General features: G+C 53.1%; 17 protein-coding genes, 1 tRNA gene and 1 pseudogene. 15 read left to right on the forward strand and 4 right to left on the reverse strand.

Going from position 1 to position 17,868, the window contains the following annotated elements:
- Both ACYCZJ_RS03450 and ACYCZJ_RS03455 read right to left on the reverse strand, forming a co-directional pair.
- Positions 1-534: a septation protein A gene (locus ACYCZJ_RS03450; protein ID WP_461552823.1), complete on the reverse strand. Its 534-nt coding sequence runs from the start codon at positions 532-534 to the stop codon at positions 1-3.
- 4 nt (positions 535-538) lie between these two features.
- Positions 539-1,258, reverse strand: coding sequence for a hypothetical protein (locus ACYCZJ_RS03455; RefSeq protein WP_461552824.1), 720 nt, complete (start codon positions 1,256-1,258; stop codon positions 539-541).
- A gap of 75 nt (positions 1,259-1,333) precedes the next feature.
- On the opposite strand from ACYCZJ_RS03455, the gene ACYCZJ_RS03460 reads away from it, so the two are divergent.
- Genes ACYCZJ_RS03460 through ACYCZJ_RS03475 form a run of 4 tightly spaced genes read left to right on the forward strand, consistent with a single transcriptional unit; the run spans position 1,334 to position 4,721 of the window.
- Positions 1,334-2,179, forward strand: a complete 846-nt coding sequence (locus tag ACYCZJ_RS03460) for a 3',5'-nucleoside bisphosphate phosphatase (protein ID WP_461552825.1) — start codon at positions 1,334-1,336, stop codon at positions 2,177-2,179.
- 3 nt (positions 2,180-2,182) lie between these two features.
- Positions 2,183-2,809, forward strand: a complete 627-nt coding sequence (locus ACYCZJ_RS03465) for an L-threonylcarbamoyladenylate synthase (RefSeq protein WP_461552826.1) — start codon at positions 2,183-2,185, stop codon at positions 2,807-2,809.
- Positions 2,809-3,510 carry a site-2 protease family protein gene (locus ACYCZJ_RS03470; protein WP_461552827.1) on the forward strand — a complete coding sequence of 234 codons (702 nt, stop codon included), beginning with the start codon at positions 2,809-2,811 and terminating at the stop codon, positions 3,508-3,510. Before ACYCZJ_RS03465 ends, ACYCZJ_RS03470 begins: the two co-directional genes overlap by 1 nt.
- An 8-nt stretch (positions 3,511-3,518) precedes the next feature.
- On the forward strand, positions 3,519-4,721 hold the full coding sequence (locus tag ACYCZJ_RS03475; protein ID WP_461552828.1) for a tryptophan--tRNA ligase: 1,203 nt from the start codon (positions 3,519-3,521) through the stop codon (positions 4,719-4,721).
- Between the two features lie 15 nt (positions 4,722-4,736).
- On the opposite strand, the gene ACYCZJ_RS03480 is transcribed toward ACYCZJ_RS03475, so the two are convergent.
- Positions 4,737-5,039, reverse strand: coding sequence for a hypothetical protein (locus ACYCZJ_RS03480; protein ID WP_461552829.1), 303 nt, complete (start codon positions 5,037-5,039; stop codon positions 4,737-4,739).
- A gap of 103 nt (positions 5,040-5,142) precedes the next feature.
- Here ACYCZJ_RS03480 and ACYCZJ_RS03485 point away from each other — a divergent pair.
- Positions 5,143-5,482 (forward strand): annotated as a pseudogene (locus ACYCZJ_RS03485) (IS3 family transposase); the annotation flags it as partial.
- Positions 5,483-5,594: 112 nt separating this feature from the next.
- Here the strand turns inward: ACYCZJ_RS03485 and ACYCZJ_RS03490 are convergent.
- Positions 5,595-5,765, reverse strand: a complete 171-nt coding sequence (locus ACYCZJ_RS03490) for a hypothetical protein (protein WP_461552830.1) — start codon at positions 5,763-5,765, stop codon at positions 5,595-5,597.
- Positions 5,766-6,366: 601 nt separating this feature from the next.
- On the opposite strand from ACYCZJ_RS03490, the gene fdnG reads away from it, so the two are divergent.
- The 10 genes from fdnG (at position 6,367) to rluB (ending at position 17,847) form a co-directional block, all read left to right on the forward strand.
- On the forward strand, positions 6,367-9,423 hold the full coding sequence (fdnG, locus tag ACYCZJ_RS03495) for a formate dehydrogenase-N subunit alpha (protein ID WP_461552831.1): 3,057 nt from the start codon (positions 6,367-6,369) through the stop codon (positions 9,421-9,423).
- An 11-nt stretch (positions 9,424-9,434) separates the two neighbouring features.
- Complete coding sequence (gene fdxH / locus ACYCZJ_RS03500; RefSeq protein WP_461552832.1) at positions 9,435-10,307, forward strand: formate dehydrogenase subunit beta; 873 nt, start codon at positions 9,435-9,437, stop codon at positions 10,305-10,307.
- Positions 10,308-10,369: 62 nt separating this feature from the next.
- Complete coding sequence (locus ACYCZJ_RS03505; protein ID WP_461552833.1) at positions 10,370-11,020, forward strand: formate dehydrogenase subunit gamma; 651 nt, start codon at positions 10,370-10,372, stop codon at positions 11,018-11,020.
- On the forward strand, positions 11,001-11,924 hold the full coding sequence (gene fdhE, locus ACYCZJ_RS03510) for a formate dehydrogenase accessory protein FdhE (RefSeq protein WP_461552834.1): 924 nt from the start codon (positions 11,001-11,003) through the stop codon (positions 11,922-11,924). Before ACYCZJ_RS03505 ends, fdhE begins: the two co-directional genes overlap by 20 nt.
- Positions 11,921-13,363 carry an L-seryl-tRNA(Sec) selenium transferase gene (gene selA / locus ACYCZJ_RS03515; protein WP_461552835.1) on the forward strand — a complete coding sequence of 481 codons (1,443 nt, stop codon included), beginning with the start codon at positions 11,921-11,923 and terminating at the stop codon, positions 13,361-13,363. The genes fdhE and selA overlap by 4 nt, the downstream gene beginning before the upstream one ends.
- Positions 13,360-15,267 (forward strand): selenocysteine-specific translation elongation factor, encoded by a 1,908-nt coding sequence (selB, locus tag ACYCZJ_RS03520; RefSeq protein ID WP_461552836.1) that lies wholly within the window; start codon positions 13,360-13,362, stop codon positions 15,265-15,267. Before selA ends, selB begins: the two co-directional genes overlap by 4 nt.
- 39 nt (positions 15,268-15,306) lie before the next feature.
- A tRNA-Sec gene (locus tag ACYCZJ_RS03525) sits at positions 15,307-15,403 on the forward strand.
- 77 nt (positions 15,404-15,480) lie between these two features.
- A complete protein-coding gene (locus ACYCZJ_RS03530) occupies positions 15,481-16,278 on the forward strand; it encodes a segregation and condensation protein A (protein WP_461552837.1) in 798 nt (265 codons plus the stop codon).
- Positions 16,265-16,870 (forward strand): SMC-Scp complex subunit ScpB, encoded by a 606-nt coding sequence (scpB, locus tag ACYCZJ_RS03535; protein ID WP_461552838.1) that lies wholly within the window; start codon positions 16,265-16,267, stop codon positions 16,868-16,870. Before ACYCZJ_RS03530 ends, scpB begins: the two co-directional genes overlap by 14 nt.
- Before the next feature lie 44 nt (positions 16,871-16,914).
- A complete protein-coding gene (gene rluB, locus ACYCZJ_RS03540) occupies positions 16,915-17,847 on the forward strand; it encodes a 23S rRNA pseudouridine(2605) synthase RluB (RefSeq protein WP_461552839.1) in 933 nt (310 codons plus the stop codon).
- Positions 17,848-17,868: the final 21 nt, after the last annotated feature.

Consider the following 17,868-nt stretch of genomic DNA (forward strand, 5'->3'; position numbering starts at 1 on the left):
CTATTCCTCGTTTTTCATGTGTTTAGCCAGGATGAGGCTTTGTGCAATGACAAACACCAGCATCATGGCAGTACTGCCAAACAGTTTGAAATCAACCCATATATCTGTAGAGAAACTGTACGCCACATACAAATTGGTTGCGCCCATGACGACGAAAAAGCCTGCCCAGCTCAGGTTGAGTTTGTTCCATACCGGATCAGGCAGGCTGATTTGCTTGGCCATCATCGATCGCATGATGTTTTTATTGAAGAGCCAGGAGCCGCCTAATAAAACCGCTGCAAATAGCCAGTAGAGCACGGTTGGTTTCCATTTGATGAAGGTTTCATTGTGCAGCAATAATGTTGCGCCACCGAACACGACAATAATCACCAGGCTGATCCACATCATGGGCTCGACTTTTTTACCGCGTACCATCACCCAACCTATTTGTACAAAACTGGCGGCAATGGCAACGCCGGTCGCAACGTAAATGCCTCCAAACTTATAAGCGATAAAAAAAAGTAATATCGGGAAAAAATCAAACAGAAATTTCATGGTTTTAGTGTCTGGTAGCCCAGCGTTTAAAGTGATCCTGCATCAATTCGCGCACTTCGGCACCATAAACTTCTTTTTGTGCCTGCTGCAATCCTTGCTCGAAAAATTCCGGGCAATCCTCGGGTAAATTCCTCCCTAGCGTATCAAAGGCTTTTTCCATCAATGCCTTGTTCTGGGTGCGCGTTGCAACAATTGCGTAATTGAAATTGAGGATGCGCCAGGGACGGGCCGGATCATTTTTTTCCAGGTCGCTTTTGATAGCAGGAGCGGCATGCTCGATGACATCACCGATGACTTCGCACATGGCTGTCAGCGTAGATACGTCCTGAGTCAGATTGGCACTGGCTGCCAGGCTATTAACCAGCGGTTCCAGTGTGCGTAATTCGCCATCGTGGCGGATAACCCAGTGTGCCACGGCCAGTGCGGTTTTTTCCAGATCCATTTTTGATTTTGGCAAGCGCAAGCGCTCCGCCCAGTAGGCCAGGTCCATGATGAATCCAATGGCATGATCACCAAGTTGGCTCACGTCATCGTAGGGGAGAGGGCCGACTTCACCATGTTCATTGTCCAGTTTATCGAACACATACAGGAACTGCTCAATGGCTTCGCCCAGTTGGTCGGGCGTCACCTGGCTGCCTGCCTGAATGCCGGATTCGGAAAAAGATTGCAGCACAAGATTGTTTGCTTCAACAAAACTGGTGCGGATTTCCGCAGGGATAGGCATAGATAAGCACGTATCAGGATAGTGGGGGAGACCGTATTTTGCTATGATTTGCCTGTACTTCACAAGTCACCTGCCATGCCAGACCAAAATTTTGATTTACATTGCCATTCCAATGTCTCTGATGGCATGTTACTTCCGGCTGAACTGGTCGCACGCGCGGCCGCACAGGGAGTGACGGTATTGTCACTTACAGATCATGATGATGTCGCGGGTCTGGAAGCCGCCCGCACGGCTGCTCTAGTGCATGGTATCCAGTTGGTAAATGGCGTGGAAATTTCCGTGACATGGGGTAGCCATACCCTGCATATCGTTGGTTTAAGGATCAACCCGACTCATCCCGCACTGAAAACAGGATTGGAAGGTATCCGCCACGGGCGTGGTGAGCGTGCCGAAAAAATGGCCATACAACTTGATAAGGCAGGCATCAAGAACAGCCTGCAAGGTGCATATCAGCATGCGGGTAACCAAAATTTGATTGGCCGCATGCATTTTGCACGCTATCTGGTGGCGCAAGGTATTGTTAAGGATGTGCGTACCGTTTTCAAAAAATATCTGGTCAAGGGCAAGCCTGGCTACGTTAGCCACCAATGGGCAAGTCTGGCAGAGGCAGTCAGCTGGATTGTGGCAAGCGGAGGTCAGGCAGTCATTGCACATCCGGGCCGTTATCAGATGGGTGGCGGGAAAATGCATGAGCTGCTGGAAGAATTCAAAAACCTGGGCGGCGTAGGTATAGAGGTAGTAACCGGTAGTCATACGCCTGAGCAATACCCGCAATATGCCAAGCTTGCGCAAAAATTCGATTTGTTATCTTCGCGTGGCTCGGATTTTCATGCTCCGGGTGAAGGTTATCGTGACATTGGGCGTCTGCCTCCTTTGCCCGATTTATGTACGCCAATCTGGCATGATTGGGCGGGCTGTTAAGCAATGTCGCAATATTTTACGTTGCACCCGGATACACCCCAGCCGCGCCTTATCAAACAAGCCGTGGCAATTTTGCGTAGTGGCGGCGTGATCGCTTTTCCTACCGACTCCAGTTATGCGCTAGGTTGCCATTTGGGTGACAAGGCTGCCCAGGATCGTATTCGCGCCATTCGTGAAGTGGATGATAAACATCATTTTACTTTGATGTGCCGCGATCTATCCGAGATTGCCCGCTATGCGCAAGTTGATAATCGCCAGTTTCGCCTGCTCAAGGCGAATACGCCAGGCAGTTACACCTTTATACTCGAAGCGACGCGCGAGGTGCCGCGTCGCCTGCAACATCCCAAACGCAATACGATCGGCCTGCGTGTGCCGGAGCATTTGGTTACACTGGCATTACTTGAAGAACTGGGTGAACCGATCATCAGCATGACGTTGATTCTCCCCGGTGATGAACTGCCCATGCATGAAGCCGAAGAAATTCGCGAACGTTTGGAAAAACGTCTTGATCTAATCGTAGATGCGGGTGCTTGCGATGTTGAATCCACCACAGTCATTGATTTGACTAGCGATACCCCCGTATTAGTGCGCGCCGGACGCGGAGACCTGCAACCTTTTGGATTAAATTAATGGAACTCAACCTGATACAAAAAATTAGCATATGGATCATCCCGGTCATTTTCGCGATTACGCTGCATGAAGCCGCACATGGTTATGTTGCCAAGTTTTTCGGTGACTCGACTGCCTGGATGCTGGGGCGTGTCACACTGAATCCATTCAAGCATATTGATCCGGTGGGCACGATTCTGGTACCTCTTACCATTCTGTTATTAAGTAAAGTATTGGGTGGCGGTTTTATTCTGTTCGGTTGGGCCAAACCGGTTCCGGTCAATTTTGGAGCACTGCGCAATCCCAAACGAGACATGTTGTGGGTGGCTATTGCAGGGCCGGCTGCCAATTTGTTCATGGCAATATTATGGGCTTTGGTCATCAAGCTGGGGATATCGCTGGGCGATAGCTATACGCAACCCCTGGTACTGATGGGTGCGGCAGGCATTTTCATTAATGCCGTATTGATGGCTCTGAATCTGTTGCCATTGCCGCCGCTGGATGGTGGCCGCATTGCCGTGAGCTTATTGCCAGGGCCTTATGCTTACCGCTTTGCACAGATCGAGCCGTATGGATTTTATATTCTGCTCGCATTAATGTTTATTGGCTGGTTATGGTTGATACTCAGCCCGTTAATTATGCTGGTCGTTGCCATCACTAGCGTTTTTTCAGGCTTGGACCACTCTCAGATAATCCCTCTTATCCAAATCATTACTAGCTAATCATAATCATGTACGCAAATCGCGTTTTATCCGGCATGCGACCTACCGGCAGTCTGCACTTGGGCCATTATCATGGTGTATTGAAAAACTGGGTGAATCTCCAGCACGAGTATGAATGCCTGTTTTTCGTAGCGGACTGGCACGCATTGACCACCCATTACGATACACCCGAGGTGATACAGGACAACGTGTGGGAAATGGTGATCGACTGGCTGGCTGCGGGGGTCGATCCATCGCAGGCCACATTGTTTATCCAGTCACAGGTGCCCGAGCATGCAGAATTGCACCTGTTGTTGTCGATGATTACGCCGCTGGGATGGCTGGAACGGGTGCCTACCTACAAGGATCAGCAGGAAAAGCTGAGTGAAAAAGACCTTTCCACCTATGGTTTTCTGGGTTATCCCTTGCTGCAGAGTGCGGATATTTTGATCTATCGAGCCAATCAGGTGCCGGTGGGCGAAGATCAGGTACCGCACATCGAATTTACCCGCGAAATGGCGCGCCGTTTCAATCATTTGTACGGACGCGAGCCTGGCTTCGAGCAAAAGGCAGCTGCTGCGGTCAAAAAAATGGGGAGCAAGAAAGCGCGTCTGTATGAGGAATTACGCACACGCTATCAGGAGCAGGGTGTTGACGAAGCGCTGGAATCCGCCCAAGCCCTGCTGAATGAACAGCAGAACCTGTCGCTGGGCGATCGCGAACGATTGTTCGGCTATCTTGAAGGTGGCGGGAAAATGATCCTGGCCGAACCCCAGGCGCTGCTCACAGCCGCCTCCAGAATGCCTGGCCTGGATGGACAAAAAATGTCCAAGTCATACAACAACACCATTTCCCTGCGCGAAGATGCGGATAGTGTCACCAAGAAAATTCGTACCATGCCCACCGATCCGGCGCGCGTACGGCGCACTGATCCTGGTTCGCCGGAAAAGTGTCCGGTGTGGCAGCTGCATCTGGTGTACTCCAGCGAAGAGGTGCAAACCTGGGTACGCGCCGGCTGCACCAGTGCGGGCATCGGTTGCCTGGAATGCAAACAGCCGGTTATCGAAGGCGTATTGAAAGAGCAGGAGCCGATGCGCGAACGCGCCAGGATGTATCAGGAAAGCCCCTCTCTAGTGCGTAATCTGATCGCTGACGGATGCGAAAAGGCCCGAGACCTCGCGCGCGAGACAATGCGAGACGTGCGCGAGGCTATGGGGCTGCGTTATGACTAGCGTATGTAATCAGGGTCAATCGTCGTCATCGCGCTCATGATGACGCCAGTGTCCCCGCTCACGTCCCCGCCAATGCTCATGGCGGGAGGAATAACCATAGTAGTTACCATAATAAACCGGGCGTGGTGGCGCATAGTAAACTCGTGGCGGGGGCGTGTACACATACGCGGGTGGCCCGTAATAAACCGGGGCGCCAAACGAAAGGTTGATACCGAGCCGCCCACCGTCGTCATCGTGTGCTTGCGCCAATCCCGGTAAGCCGACAAGCAGGCCGGCCGCTAATATGAATGCGGTAATCGCAGGGCGTTTTACGTTCATGATCAATCTCCTTGGTTGAGTTGCTGTGCAGACGACCAGCTAAAATTTCGTCTGTCCATGTGCGTAGAATAGGCCCACGCATCCACAACAGGCGTATCAGTTTGTAACCAAATGTAACGAGCATGCTTGGCGGGACCGTCCACTTTCACGCCGGACACAAGAAAATGCCCGCCTGTAAGTCGAGATTCGCGCGGCACACCAGCGTACCCGCGAGATCTGTGGCCCGGAGCAACTGCAAAGCGATCTGGTGGACCACGGGTATTCGAGCCGGCGTGAATCGCATCAAGCGCACCCGCAAGAAACTGGGGCTTCGCTGCCGATTCCAGGCACAACCTGCCGGTGGCATCGAACCTGTTGGATTGTCACTTTGCTGTGGCAGCATAAAACCGGGCGTGAGTGACATCACCTACATTCCGACTGACGAAGGCTGGCTGTGCTTGGCTAACTTCTTTTCCAGTTCCCGATTCACCACTAAACCAATACCGCGCTGGGTAGTGGTGCGAGGCGGTTAATTATGCTGCGCATGTCGACAATTGTGGAAGACACTCCCACCAATTACGCTACTTCGGATAACACGGCCATGGCACGGCGCAGAACAAAGTTTTCCCGTACTCGCTGTGCCTGCTCGAAACAGCGCCCAATGGCGGAAAGTAATTGATCGATGCGAAATGGCTTCAGGATGAAATCGGTGGCGCCCGCACGTAGTGCACCTATGACCGTTTCCATGCCGGCGAAGGCTGTAATCAGAATTACGTCACCATAAAACCGGTATGGCGTAATTCGTGCAGCCGTCGATACCGGATTTCCCCGGTAGCGTGATGTCGAGAATAATGAGGTCGGAGTGGTGTTCCTAAACAGATGCGTCTCCTCTTCATGCACTGGCAGCTGTCTTTACCATTCCACAGCGACTATCCAGCGCTCTGCCGAGGAAATTCCGCATGCTGCCTTTATCGTCAATCACCAAAACCACGTACTGCTGCCATGCCCCGAATTCGGGTGAGGGGATTGGCATACCTGATGGATTCGACTGATCGGTATAGGGTGGTGTGCTCATTGAGAACTCCTGCCACATTACTTAATTTATGGTCTATTCTTTTTAGTGTGGCGTTTCTCTGCCTGCGCCGCAAGCAGGGCGTAGGTATAGAGGAAAATCTTTTACTCGAGTTGGGGAATTTTGTTTGCGAGGTGGGTATTTTTGTCTATGCTGCGCTATGAAATAAATAACAAGATTTTGTTTGTATTGGATATATTTTATCGGCATATTTATTGCGTGCGGTAATCACAGTTGTAGATATCTGAATAATCATTTCATCTATGGAGGGTTGCAATGCAAGTCAATCGGAGACAGTTTTTCAAAATCTGTGCGGCGGGTGTAGGTGGATCCAGCCTGGCCGTAATGGGATTTTCACCGGCTGCTGCACTGGCGGAGGTGCGCGAATTCAAGCTGTTGCGTACTACGGAAACCCGGAACACCTGTCCATACTGCTCGGTAAGCTGTGGTTTGCTTATGTACAGCCTGGGTGACGAGGCCAAAAACGCAAAACTGGAAATTATCCATATCGAGGGTGATCCGGATCACCCGGTGAACCGTGGCACCTTGTGTCCCAAAGGTGCTGGCTTGCTGGATTTTGTTCATAGCCCTAATCGTCTGAAATATCCGGAGTACCGCGCTGCAGGTTCCAAGGAATGGCAGCGTATTTCCTGGGATGATGCCTTCAAGCGCATCGCACGTCATGTCAAGGACGACAGAGACCAGAATTTTATTGCCAAGAACGCGGAAGGAATTACGGTAAATCGGTGGTTGTCAGCAGGCTTCCTGGCTGCTTCGGCATCTTCCAACGAAAGCGGTTACCTGACTCATAAAATTGTTCGCAGCCTGGGCATACTCGGATTCGATAATCAAGCGCGTGTTTGACACGGACCTACGGTGGCAAGTCTTGCCCCTACGTTCGGTCGCGGCGCGATGACCAATCACTGGGTCGATATCAAGAACGCAAATCTGGTATTGATCATGGGCGGTAATGCCGCCGAGGCGCACCCTTGTGGTTTCAAATGGGTGACGGAAGCGAAAGCCCACAATAAGGCCAAGCTGGTGGTAGTCGATCCACGTTTCAATCGATCAGCAGCGGTGGCTGATTACTATGCGCCGATCCGCACTGGCACCGATATCGCTTTCCTGGGCGGCTTGATCAACTATCTGCTCGCCCACGACAAGATTCAGCATGAATACGTCAAGCAATACACCAATGCCGCGTTCCTGGTGAATGAGAGCTATACCTTTGATGAAGGGCTGTTCTCTGGTTACGATGCCGAGCACCGTAATTACGACAAGTCCACTTGGTCTTATGTGATGGGCCCGGACGGCTACGCCACGGTGGATGAAACCCTGCAGAATCCACGCTGTGTCTTCAATTTGATGAAACACCACTATTCCCGCTACACACCCGATGTGGTCAGTAATATCTGCGGCACACCCAAGGAGCAATTCCTTAAGGTATGCGCGATGATCGCCGAGACCAGCGCACCTGACAAAACCATGACCATGATGTATGCACTGGGCTGGACTCAGCACAGTGTAGGGTCACAGATGATCCGCACGGCAGCCATGGTGCAGTTGTTGTTGGGTAATGTGGGTATGGCGGGAGGCGGTGTCAATGCCTTGCGTGGTCACTCCAACATCCAGGGTCTGACCGACCTGGGCCTGCTTACCGATCTACTCCCTGGGTATCTCACCGTACCTGGTGAAAAAGAAGCCAGCTACGAAGAATACTTGAGCAAGCGTTCACTGAAACCGACCCGACCAGGGCAAATGTCCTATTGGCAAAATTATCCCAAGTTTTTTGTCAGCCTGATGAAGGCCTGGTACGGGACAGCTGCCACCAAGGAGAATAATTTCTGTTATGACTGGCTGCCCAAACTGGACAAGCAGCACGACGTGCTACAAGTGTTCGAGGATATGTTTCTGGGCAAGATTAACGGCTATTTCTGTCAGGGTTTCAACCCGCTGGCGTCTTTCCCCAACAAGGCGAAAATCGGTGGTGCCTTGGCCAAACTCAAGTATCTGGTGATCATTGATCCGCTGGCAACTGAAACCTCGGAATTCTGGAAAAATTTCGGCGAATATAACGATGTGGATTCCAGCAAAATCCAGACTGAGGTATTCCGCCTGCCTTCCACCTGTTTTGCGGAAGAAGACGGTGCCTTGGTCAATAGTAGCCGGTGGCTGCAATGGCATTGGAAGGGTGCGGAACCTCCTGGCGATGCCAAAGGTGATGCGGAAATCATGGCGGGGATTTTCCGTCCGTTGCAAGACATGTATCGCAAGGAGGGCGGGGCTTTCCCGGATCCCATCCTCAATCTCACCTGGGACTATGCGATTCCGGAAGTGCCCAGCTCCGAAGAACTGGCGCGGGAGTATAACGGCAAGGCGCTGGCCGATATTACGGATCCGAAAGACACAACCAAGATCATTCTCAAGGCAGGCCAGCAGCTGGATAGTTTTGCCCAGCTGAAAGACGATGGCAGCACTTCTAGCGGTTGCTGGCTGTTTACCGGTTCCTGGACTGAAAAAGGCAACATGATGGCGCGCCGGGACAATGCCGATCCAAGCAGCTTAGGTGAGACCCTGAATTGGGCTTTCGCCTGGCCCGCCAATCGTCGCATTCTTTATAATCGTGCCTCCTGCGATCCTGCCGGCAAACCCTGGGATCCGAAACGCGCGATTATCGAATGGAACGGCAGTAAATGGACCGGATTTGATGTGCCTGACTTCAAGCCGGATTCGGCGCCGGATCAAGGCATGGAACCGTTTATCATGCAGCCCGAGGGGGTGGGACGATTGTTTGCCCTCGACAAGATGGCTGAAGGGCCGTTCCCTGAACACTACGAGCCTTTCGAGACGCCTATTGGCACCAATCCGCTCCATCCAAAAGTGGTGAGCAATCCGGCAGCAAGGGTATTCAAGGGTGATCTGGAACAGTTCGGGACCGCCAAGGATTTCCCTTACGCGGGCACCACTTACCGGCTCACCGAGCACTTCCATTTCTGGACCAAGCACGCAGTGATCAATTCCGTTCTTCAGCCTCAGCAATTCGTCGAATTGGGTGAAGCGCTGGCGAAGGAGAAAGGCATTGCAAATGGCAGTATGGTGACAGTGCGCTCCAACCGTGGCCACATCAAGGCAGTTGCTGTTGTCACCAAGCGTATCAAACCGCTCACCGTAAATGGCAAGACGGTACATACCGTCGGTATCCCAATCCACTGGGGCTTCAAAGGCGTAGCCAAGAATGGCTATCTTGCGAACACACTGACCCCCTATGTGGGCGATGCAAATACTCAGACGCCTGAGTATAAATCGTTCCTGGTGGACATCGAGAAAGCTTGAGGAGACTAGACATGGCATTAGATATTCAACGCCGCTCAGCCACCACGACGCCTTCACCGGATGTCCGGCAAAACGCCCAGACCACTAAAGTAGCCAAGCTTATTGATGTGTCGAAATGCATTGGTTGCAAGGCATGTCAGGCGGCATGCATGGAGTGGAACGATATACGCGACGAGATCGGCAGTTGTGTGGGGGTGTATGACAATCCGCCCAATTTATCAGCAGAATCCTGGACCGTGATGCGCTTCTCCGAGGTGGAACTCGAAGAAGGCAAACTGGAATGGTTGATCCGCAAGGATGGCTGTATGCATTGCGCGGATCCAGGCTGCCTCAAGGCGTGTCCGTCACCGGGGGCAATCGTTCAATATGCAAATGGCATCGTGGATTTTCACGAAGAGAATTGCATCGGTTGCGGATACTGCATTACAGGCTGTCCATTCGATGTGCCGCGTATTTCGCAGAAGGATAACAAGGCCTACAAATGCACTCTGTGTTCCGATCGCGTCGCGGTTGGCATGGAGCCGGCATGTATCAAGGCATGTCCGACCGGGGCGCTGGTGTTTGGCAGCAAGGATGACATGATCCATCATGCGGAAGGACGCATTACCGACCTCAAACAACGCGGATACCAGAATGCCGGGCTTTATGATCCAAAAGGTGTAGGGGGCACCCATGTGATGTATGTTTTGCAACACGCTGACAAACCGGAGATATACAGCAATTTACCCAGGGATCCACACATCAGTCCCTTGGTGACACTCTGGAAAGGTGTTACCAAACCGCTGATGTCGTTGGGCCTGGGATTGGTAGCGCTGGCCGGTTTCTTCCATTTCGTTACAGTGGGGCCGAACGAGGTCAAGGAGAAGGAAGAAGAGGATGTTTGATCTTATAGCTATGCACACAAGCGTGGACGTTCTTTTCAGCAATTATTTGAGCGGGAGTCATCATGTCCAAGCAGTCTGACCTGATACAGCGTTACAACACTTCAGACCGTGCCAATCACTGGTTTGTAGCGATCACTTTCATTATGTTGGCATTGAGTGGCCTCGCGCTGTTTCATCCGGCATTTTTCTTTTTCACCAATCTATTCGGTGGCGGGCCGTGGACACGCATCCTGCATCCTTTCATCGGCGTTGTCATGTTCGCCGGCTTCGTCGGCATGATGGTGCGCTTCTGGGGCGACAACCGGATTACCGAGAATGACCGAAAGTGGATGAGGCAGATAGGCGATGTAGTCAATAATCGTGAGGAAAATCTACCTCCGGTGGGGCGTTACAATGCCGGTCAGAAGTATCTGTTCTGGACCATGGTGGTATGCATCAGTCTGCTGTTGATTACCGGCGTGCTGGTCTGGCAACCTTATTTTGCGCCTTATGTGCCCATTGTCGTGATACGTCTGGCAGTGCTGGTACACGCTTTGGCAGCCTTTATTATTATCGCCGGCATCATTGTTCATATTTACGCGGCAATCTGGGTAAAAGGTTCGGTTCGCGCCATGACGCGGGGCACTGTAACGGGCGCCTGGGCGCGTCAGCATCACCTGGACTGGTATCATAAGTTAAAAGATAAGGGAATCCATGGCCACGACCATTATTGAACCGGGATTTATCCAGCCACCTTCAATTGAACCACCGTTTCTGCGGCAGCCGAATGGTATCGTATTGTTTGGGGAACGTTCGCGGCGCTTGATGGCACTCGCTCAAGGGCACGCCATGGCCGACTTCCTGCGTTTCATGGGTATGCTGGCCGAAGCCCAACAGCGCGCAATGGAAAGTCAGGGAGTGCCCATACTGCCTGAAGCTGGGCAGATCGAATTGTGTAAAACACATGGCATACCACCCTTGAATACCCAGGCCATGCAACGCGATGCCAGTTGGCGTGAGGGCCTGAACATTATCCTGGAACAAGTGGCGGGCCGGGCAAACACCGCAACGCAGGCTGCAATCGCCCGTATCCAGGCATTGTCAGACGCAGATATGGAAAGCTTTGCCGACCGGGTGCTCAGTGGCGATTATGCTGGCCTGTATCTGGCTGCAGCGCCGTTGATTGGCGCTGCCCTGCAGGTTTACTGGGTGCGCTTGGCTACGTCTCTTGATCTGGACGGTTTTACCCGTCCAGATGTGCATACCCTGTGCCCGGTTTGCGGTTCTTTGCCTACGGCCAGTGTGGTGCGCATCGGCGGAGTCGAACAAGGATTACGCTACCTGCATTGCTCATTATGTGAAAGCGAATGGAACATGGTGCGGATCAAGTGCAGTCATTGCGAGTCCACCAAAGGCATCGCCTATTACAATATTGAAGGTGACGATGGGGCAGTGAAGGCGGAAACTTGTGACGAGTGTAATAGCTACCTGAAAATTCTCTATATGGAAAAGAACATGGAGGTTGATCCCATTGCCGATGATCTGGCCAGCCTGGCGCTGGACATCCTCATGGACGAAGCGGGCTACCTGCGTAGTGGTCCCAATCTATTGCTATTCCCGGGTATGCAAGACGCATGAGTTTGCCATCACCTCATCGAGCCGAAAATGCTCGGGCAACACCACTGCCTGCCATACCCTCAGTGGATCGGGTACTGAACTTGCCTGCAGTATGCGCGCTGACGGAAATCCATGGTCGCCAGAGTACGACTTCAGCCGTACGCCAATTACTTGCGGAATTGCGCGAGAGACTGGCAGGCAACCTGGATTTGCCCGCTGACGCGTTTGCAGAAATCCAGTTGGCTGGTGTGCTGGCGCAGCGCTTGTGCGCTGCGAGTCAACCTCGTCTGCGCCCGGTACTTAACTTGACCGGTACCGTGCTGCACACCAACCTGGGGCGTGCACGCCTGCCGGACGAAGCCGTGGCGGCGGTGGTTATGGCTGCCTCTCAAGCCTGTAGCCTGGAATATGACCTTGGCAGCGGTAAACGCGGTGATCGCGATGATCTGATCGAGTCGCTCCTGTGTGAAATTACCGGCGCTGAAGCGGCTACAGTCGTCAACAATAACGCTGCCGCAGTGTTTCTCGCACTTAATAGTTTAGGCTTGCGCAAACAGGTGATTGTTTCGCGCGGTGAGCTGGTGGAAATCGGTGGCTCATTTCGGGTGCCGGATATCATGGCAAGAGCGGGTTGCCGGTTGCGAGAGGTCGGCACGACCAACCGCACCCATCTCAAGGATTTTGCCGATGCCATCGACACCAAAACAGCCTTGTTGCTGAAAGTACATACCAGCAATTATGCCATTCAAGGTTTTACCACCAGCGCTGAAGAAGCCGCGCTGGTAGAGCTCGCACATGACCACAATTTGCCCTTCATGGTGGATCTGGGTAGCGGCACCCTGGTTAATCTGCGCGACTTTGGGCTGCCCCAGGAACCCACGCCGATGGATTCGCTGGCAGCGGGTGCTGATCTGGTTACTTTCAGTGGTGACAAGTTGCTGGGTGGACCGCAGGCCGGCATCCTGGCCGGACGCCGCGATCTGATTGCCAGGATCAAGAAAAATCCGCTGAAACGGGCGTTGCGCGTAGATAAAATGACCATGGCCGCACTTGAGGCGGTGTTGCAACTCTACCGCGATCCGGACCGCCTGGTAACGCGATTGCCCACGCTGCGCTTGCTTGCACGCGCAGCGACGGACATCGAACGCAGCGCGCATACCCTGTTGCCTGCCATGAGCGCTGCGTTGGCCAAGGTGGCAGAGGTTGAGGTGAGACCCTGCCATAGCCAGATCGGGAGCGGTTCGTTACCTATTAATTTACTGCCCAGTTTCTGTCTGACTATCCTGCCCATACAGCGGGGCAAAGGCGAAGGCACAGCACTGAAAAAAATCGAGCAAGCTTTCCGTAATCTACCTGTTCCTGTCATTGGCCGGGTAAGTGAAGGGGCGTTTTGCCTGGATTTGCGCTGCCTTGAACAAACGGAAATGTTGCAATCCCAGCTGGGTTCTTTGCGTTTTTGATTATCGGTAGCGCAGGTCACATCGACCACGGCAAAACAGCGCTGGTCAAAGCCTTGACCGGTATTGATGCGGATCGTCTCAAAGAAGAGAAGGCGCGTGGCATCACGATTGATCTGGGCTATGCCTATACGCTCTTGCCGAATGGCGATGTACTCGGCTTTGTCGATGTCCCTGGCCACGAAAAATTCATCCATAACATGCTGGCTGGCGCGATCGGTATCGATTTCGTACTGCTGGTGGTCGCGGCTGACGACGGCCCCATGCCGCAGACGCGCGAGCACCTGCACATCCTCGATCTGCTGGATCTGAAGCGTGGAGTTGTGGCATTGACCAAGGTAGATCGTGTTTCTGAATCGCGTCTCGCAGAGGCAAAGGCTGAAATTTCTGCCTTGCTGGCCGGCACCAGTCTGGAAGGCTGCGACATTTACCCTGTTTCGGCTTTGATAGGCACCGGCATTGCCGAATTGCGTGAACGTTTGGAGACGGAAGCGCAGGCGCAGCAAAGATGTTCAGCCAGCGGCCATTTTAGGTTGGCAGTAGACCGTTGCTTTACCCTGTCCGGCATAGGCACGGTAGTCACCGGCACGGTGTTTTCAGGATCGGTGACAGTGGGTGAAAAATTGATACTTTCACCCGCCAATATCCCGGTACGTGTGCGCAGTATCCATGCCCAGGATCGTCCAGCCGAAATGGGCTTGGCCGGACAGCGTTGCGCGCTTAATCTGGTCGGCTCTGGCTTCGACAAAGAAGCAGTGACGCGGGGAGACTGGGTGTTGGCCGAACCGCTGCATGTGCCCGTAACGCGATTCGATGCACGGCTACGCGTACTGATGAGCGAAGACAAACCGTTGCGCCATTGGACGCCCGTCCATATCCATGTGGGTACGGTGGATATCATCGGTCGCATATCGGTATTGGAAGGCGATGAGATTGCACCGGGTGCGGAAGCGCTGGTGCAATTGGTGCTGGGCAAACCTATTGGTGCCTTACACGGTGATCATTTCATTGTACGCGACCAGTCCGCTACCCGGACCTTGGGAGGAGGCCGTGTGCTGGACAGTTTTCCACCTGCTCGCGGACGACGCACGCCTGCACGGATCGCGCAGCTGCGGGCATTGGAAACCAGCGCACTTGCCGATGCTTTGCAAGTCATCTTGCAGGCGAATGCTAATGGGGTAGATCTACATCGTTTCGCGTTGAACTGCAATTTGCGTGTAGACGAAGTCAGCGTTATTTTGGCATCACTGCCCATGCGTATCGTGCAAGAAGGAGAGGTGAGCATCGGGTTTCTTCCTGCAGCCTGGGAGACACTCAAAAAGCGCCTGCTGGATACATTGGCCGCCGAGCATGCACGCATGCCAGACATGCTCGGTGTAGATCGTGAACGTCTGCGACGTATGACCGCACCGACCTTGCTGCGCTCAGCTTTCCTGGCGCTCACTGATGAGTTGCTGGTCGCGGGAGAGCTTAAAGCCAGCGGCTTGTGGCTTCATTTACCCGGCCATCGCATCACGTTGTTGGCGCACGAGCAAGCTCTCTGGCTTAAGGTGCGCCCTCTACTGGAGGCTTCCCTTTATCAGCCACCCAGAGTACGGGATATAGCGAATTCCCTGAAGGTGGAAGAGTCTGTAGTGCGTCAGTCATTACAGCGTTTGGCACGTATGGGTGAGGTATTCCAGATAGCACACGATCATTTTTTCATGCATGAGGCGGTCGTGGAGCTTGCTGCGATTGCACGCAATCTTGCCGAAGATGGGCAGCTCGAAGCTGCCTCTTTTCGTGACCGCATCGGTGTTGGGCGCAAGCTGGCGGTCCAGATTCTGGAATTTTTTGACCGGGTGGGTTTCACCCGGCGTGCGCGCGATAATCATACATTACGTCACGCTGAGTTGTTGGCTGATTAGCAGTTAATGTACTCTGCCTGCGTATGCAGAGCCACACATGGAAGAGATTCGTTCCCCGGTGGGGCGGCCGGACTTCAAATCCGGTAAGGATCGTCAGACGATCCTTGGTGGGTTCGACTCCCACTCTCTTCCGCCATTTTTCTTGAACAGACGCAGTATCCTGTTTAACGCTGACAGTAGCCCAAACAGCCCGGACTCAGGCAAAATGTGCAGATGTCTGAAATACTTGATACCTTGCCATTGGCCCGGGTAAATGGTGAACCGTTCACCGACTTGCCGCAGGATTTGTATATTCCGCCGGATGCCCTGGCAGTTTACCTTCACGCTTTTGAAGGTCCGCTCGATCTGCTGCTGTACCTTATCCGTCGCCACAACCTGGATGTGCTGGATATCCCGATGGCCGACATCACCCGTCAGTACATGGACTACGTTGAACTCATGCGTAGCAATCGACTGGATTTGGCGGCGGAATACCTGCTGATGGCGGCTCTGCTGATCGAAATCAAATCACGTATGTTGCTGCCGCGTCAGTCACAGGCGGATGAAACCGGGGAAGTGGAAGATCCTCGCGCTGAGCTGGTACGGCGCTTGCTTGAATACGAGCAGATGAAAATTGCGGGGCAAACGATCGAAAATACACCCCGTGAAGGCCGCGATTTCGAAGTAATCGCCATATGGAGCGAAGAATCCGGGAAATTGTTGCCTCACGTTGAACCAGGAGACTTGCGTGCAGCTTGGCTCGGTCTGGTGGCGCGTGCAGGCGCGCATCGTCACCATACGGTCGGTCGGCAGGAATTATCAGTGCGCGAAGCGATGGGACAGATACTTGATGCATTGCAGACGGGTGATTTTCTTGAGTTTTCCTGTTTGTTTGACCCCAGCAGAGGTATCCCGCATTTGGTGGTGACGTTTCTTGCCATCCTGGAGTTGGCACGGGAACTGATGATCGAAATTACACAGAGTGAAGCCTTTTCTCCTATTTACATCCGTTTATCCCATGCAGATCAATAATCTTTCAGAGTTAAAAATTGTGTTGGAAGCCGCGCTGCTTTCCACGCGGGAGCCATTGTTAATCAGTGATATGCAACGCCTTTTTGAAGAAGAATTGAGCATTGAATTCTTACGCCGGGCACTGGATGAATTGCGTGATGACTGGCAGGGTAGAGGCGTGGAGTTGGCCTTAGTCGCATCCGGCTGGCGTTTTCAGACCTGCACGGAATACCAGCATTTTATCAACCGTCTCAATCCCGAGAAACCGCCAAAATACTCGCGTGCAGTGATGGAAACGCTGGCCATTATTGCGTATAAACAGCCGGTGACTCGCGGCGATATTGAAGAAATTCGCGGTGTGACGGTGAATACCCAGATGATCAAAACACTGGAAGAGCGCGATTGGATCAAGGTTGTCGGTCATCGCGATGTACCTGGAAGGCCCGCACTGTATGCAACCACCAAACAATTTTTGAGTGACCTCAACCTGCGTGCACTGGATGAATTGCCGCCACTGGTGGAGCTGGGTTCGCTGGTTGATCCTAACCCGCATAGTGGCGAACTGAATCTGGCTGAGCTAATTGAGCAGGCAGACGACGATTCGCCGGTATAATTGGTGCATAGCTGCGTTCTTGCTGCACTTCCCCGGACAACATCATGCCATCCTCGCCGATTCGCCCCCCCAAAAAATCCCGTGCAAAACCTGCCTCTCCGATTCGTCGCCCCAAGACGCCGGAGTCAATCAAGCCACATGCGCACAACCCAATCCCTGTGCCGGAGGTCAGCGCCGAACTTGAAAATGACGCTCCGGCTTCACAAAAACTGCAAAAAGTATTGGCTGGTTCCGGGTTGGGGTCACGCCGCGATATGGAGACCTGGATAGAAGCCGGTAGAGTTTCCGTCAATGGGGTTGTGGCTACGCTGGGGCGACGTGTATCACCGGGTGATCGTATCCTGGTGGATAACCGGCTGGTTAAATTGAATCTGGAAGACGAGTTGCCACGCGTGCTGATTTATCACAAACGTGAAGGCGAAATTGTCAGTCGTGATGACCCGCAGGCGCGCACCACGGTTTTCGATGAATTGCCGCGCGTACGCAATGGCAAATGGATCGCTATAGGCCGACTGGATTTCAATACCGAAGGTTTGCTCATTTTCACCACCAGCGGCGATCTGGCCAACCGCCTGATGCATCCAAGTTTCGAAGTGGAGCGTGAATACTCAGTGCGCATCATGGGCGAGCTGAGCCAGGAGCAGATGCGCAGCATGACAGCCGGGATTGAATTGGAAGACGGCCCGGCACACTTCGAACGTATTGCCGAGCAGGGCGGTGAGAGCTCGAACCGCTGGTATCAGGTAATTATCAAGGAAGGGCGTAATCGTGAAGTGAGGCGGATGTTCGAAGCCATGGGCATGATGGTAAGCCGCCTGATCCGGGTGCGCTTCGGCATGGTCAATCTGCCGCCACGGGTGAAGCGGGGTCAGATGCTGGAACTGGAATCACCGCAGGTGGCAGGCATGCTGAAATGGGTCGGTTTGCCTGTTCCTGACATGCTGCCGCAAAGGCGCCCTCAGGATAAGCAGCGTTAAGTCGGGAAGCGCTCGTGCCGA

It is taken from the genome of Sulfuriferula sp. (assembly GCF_054605375.1).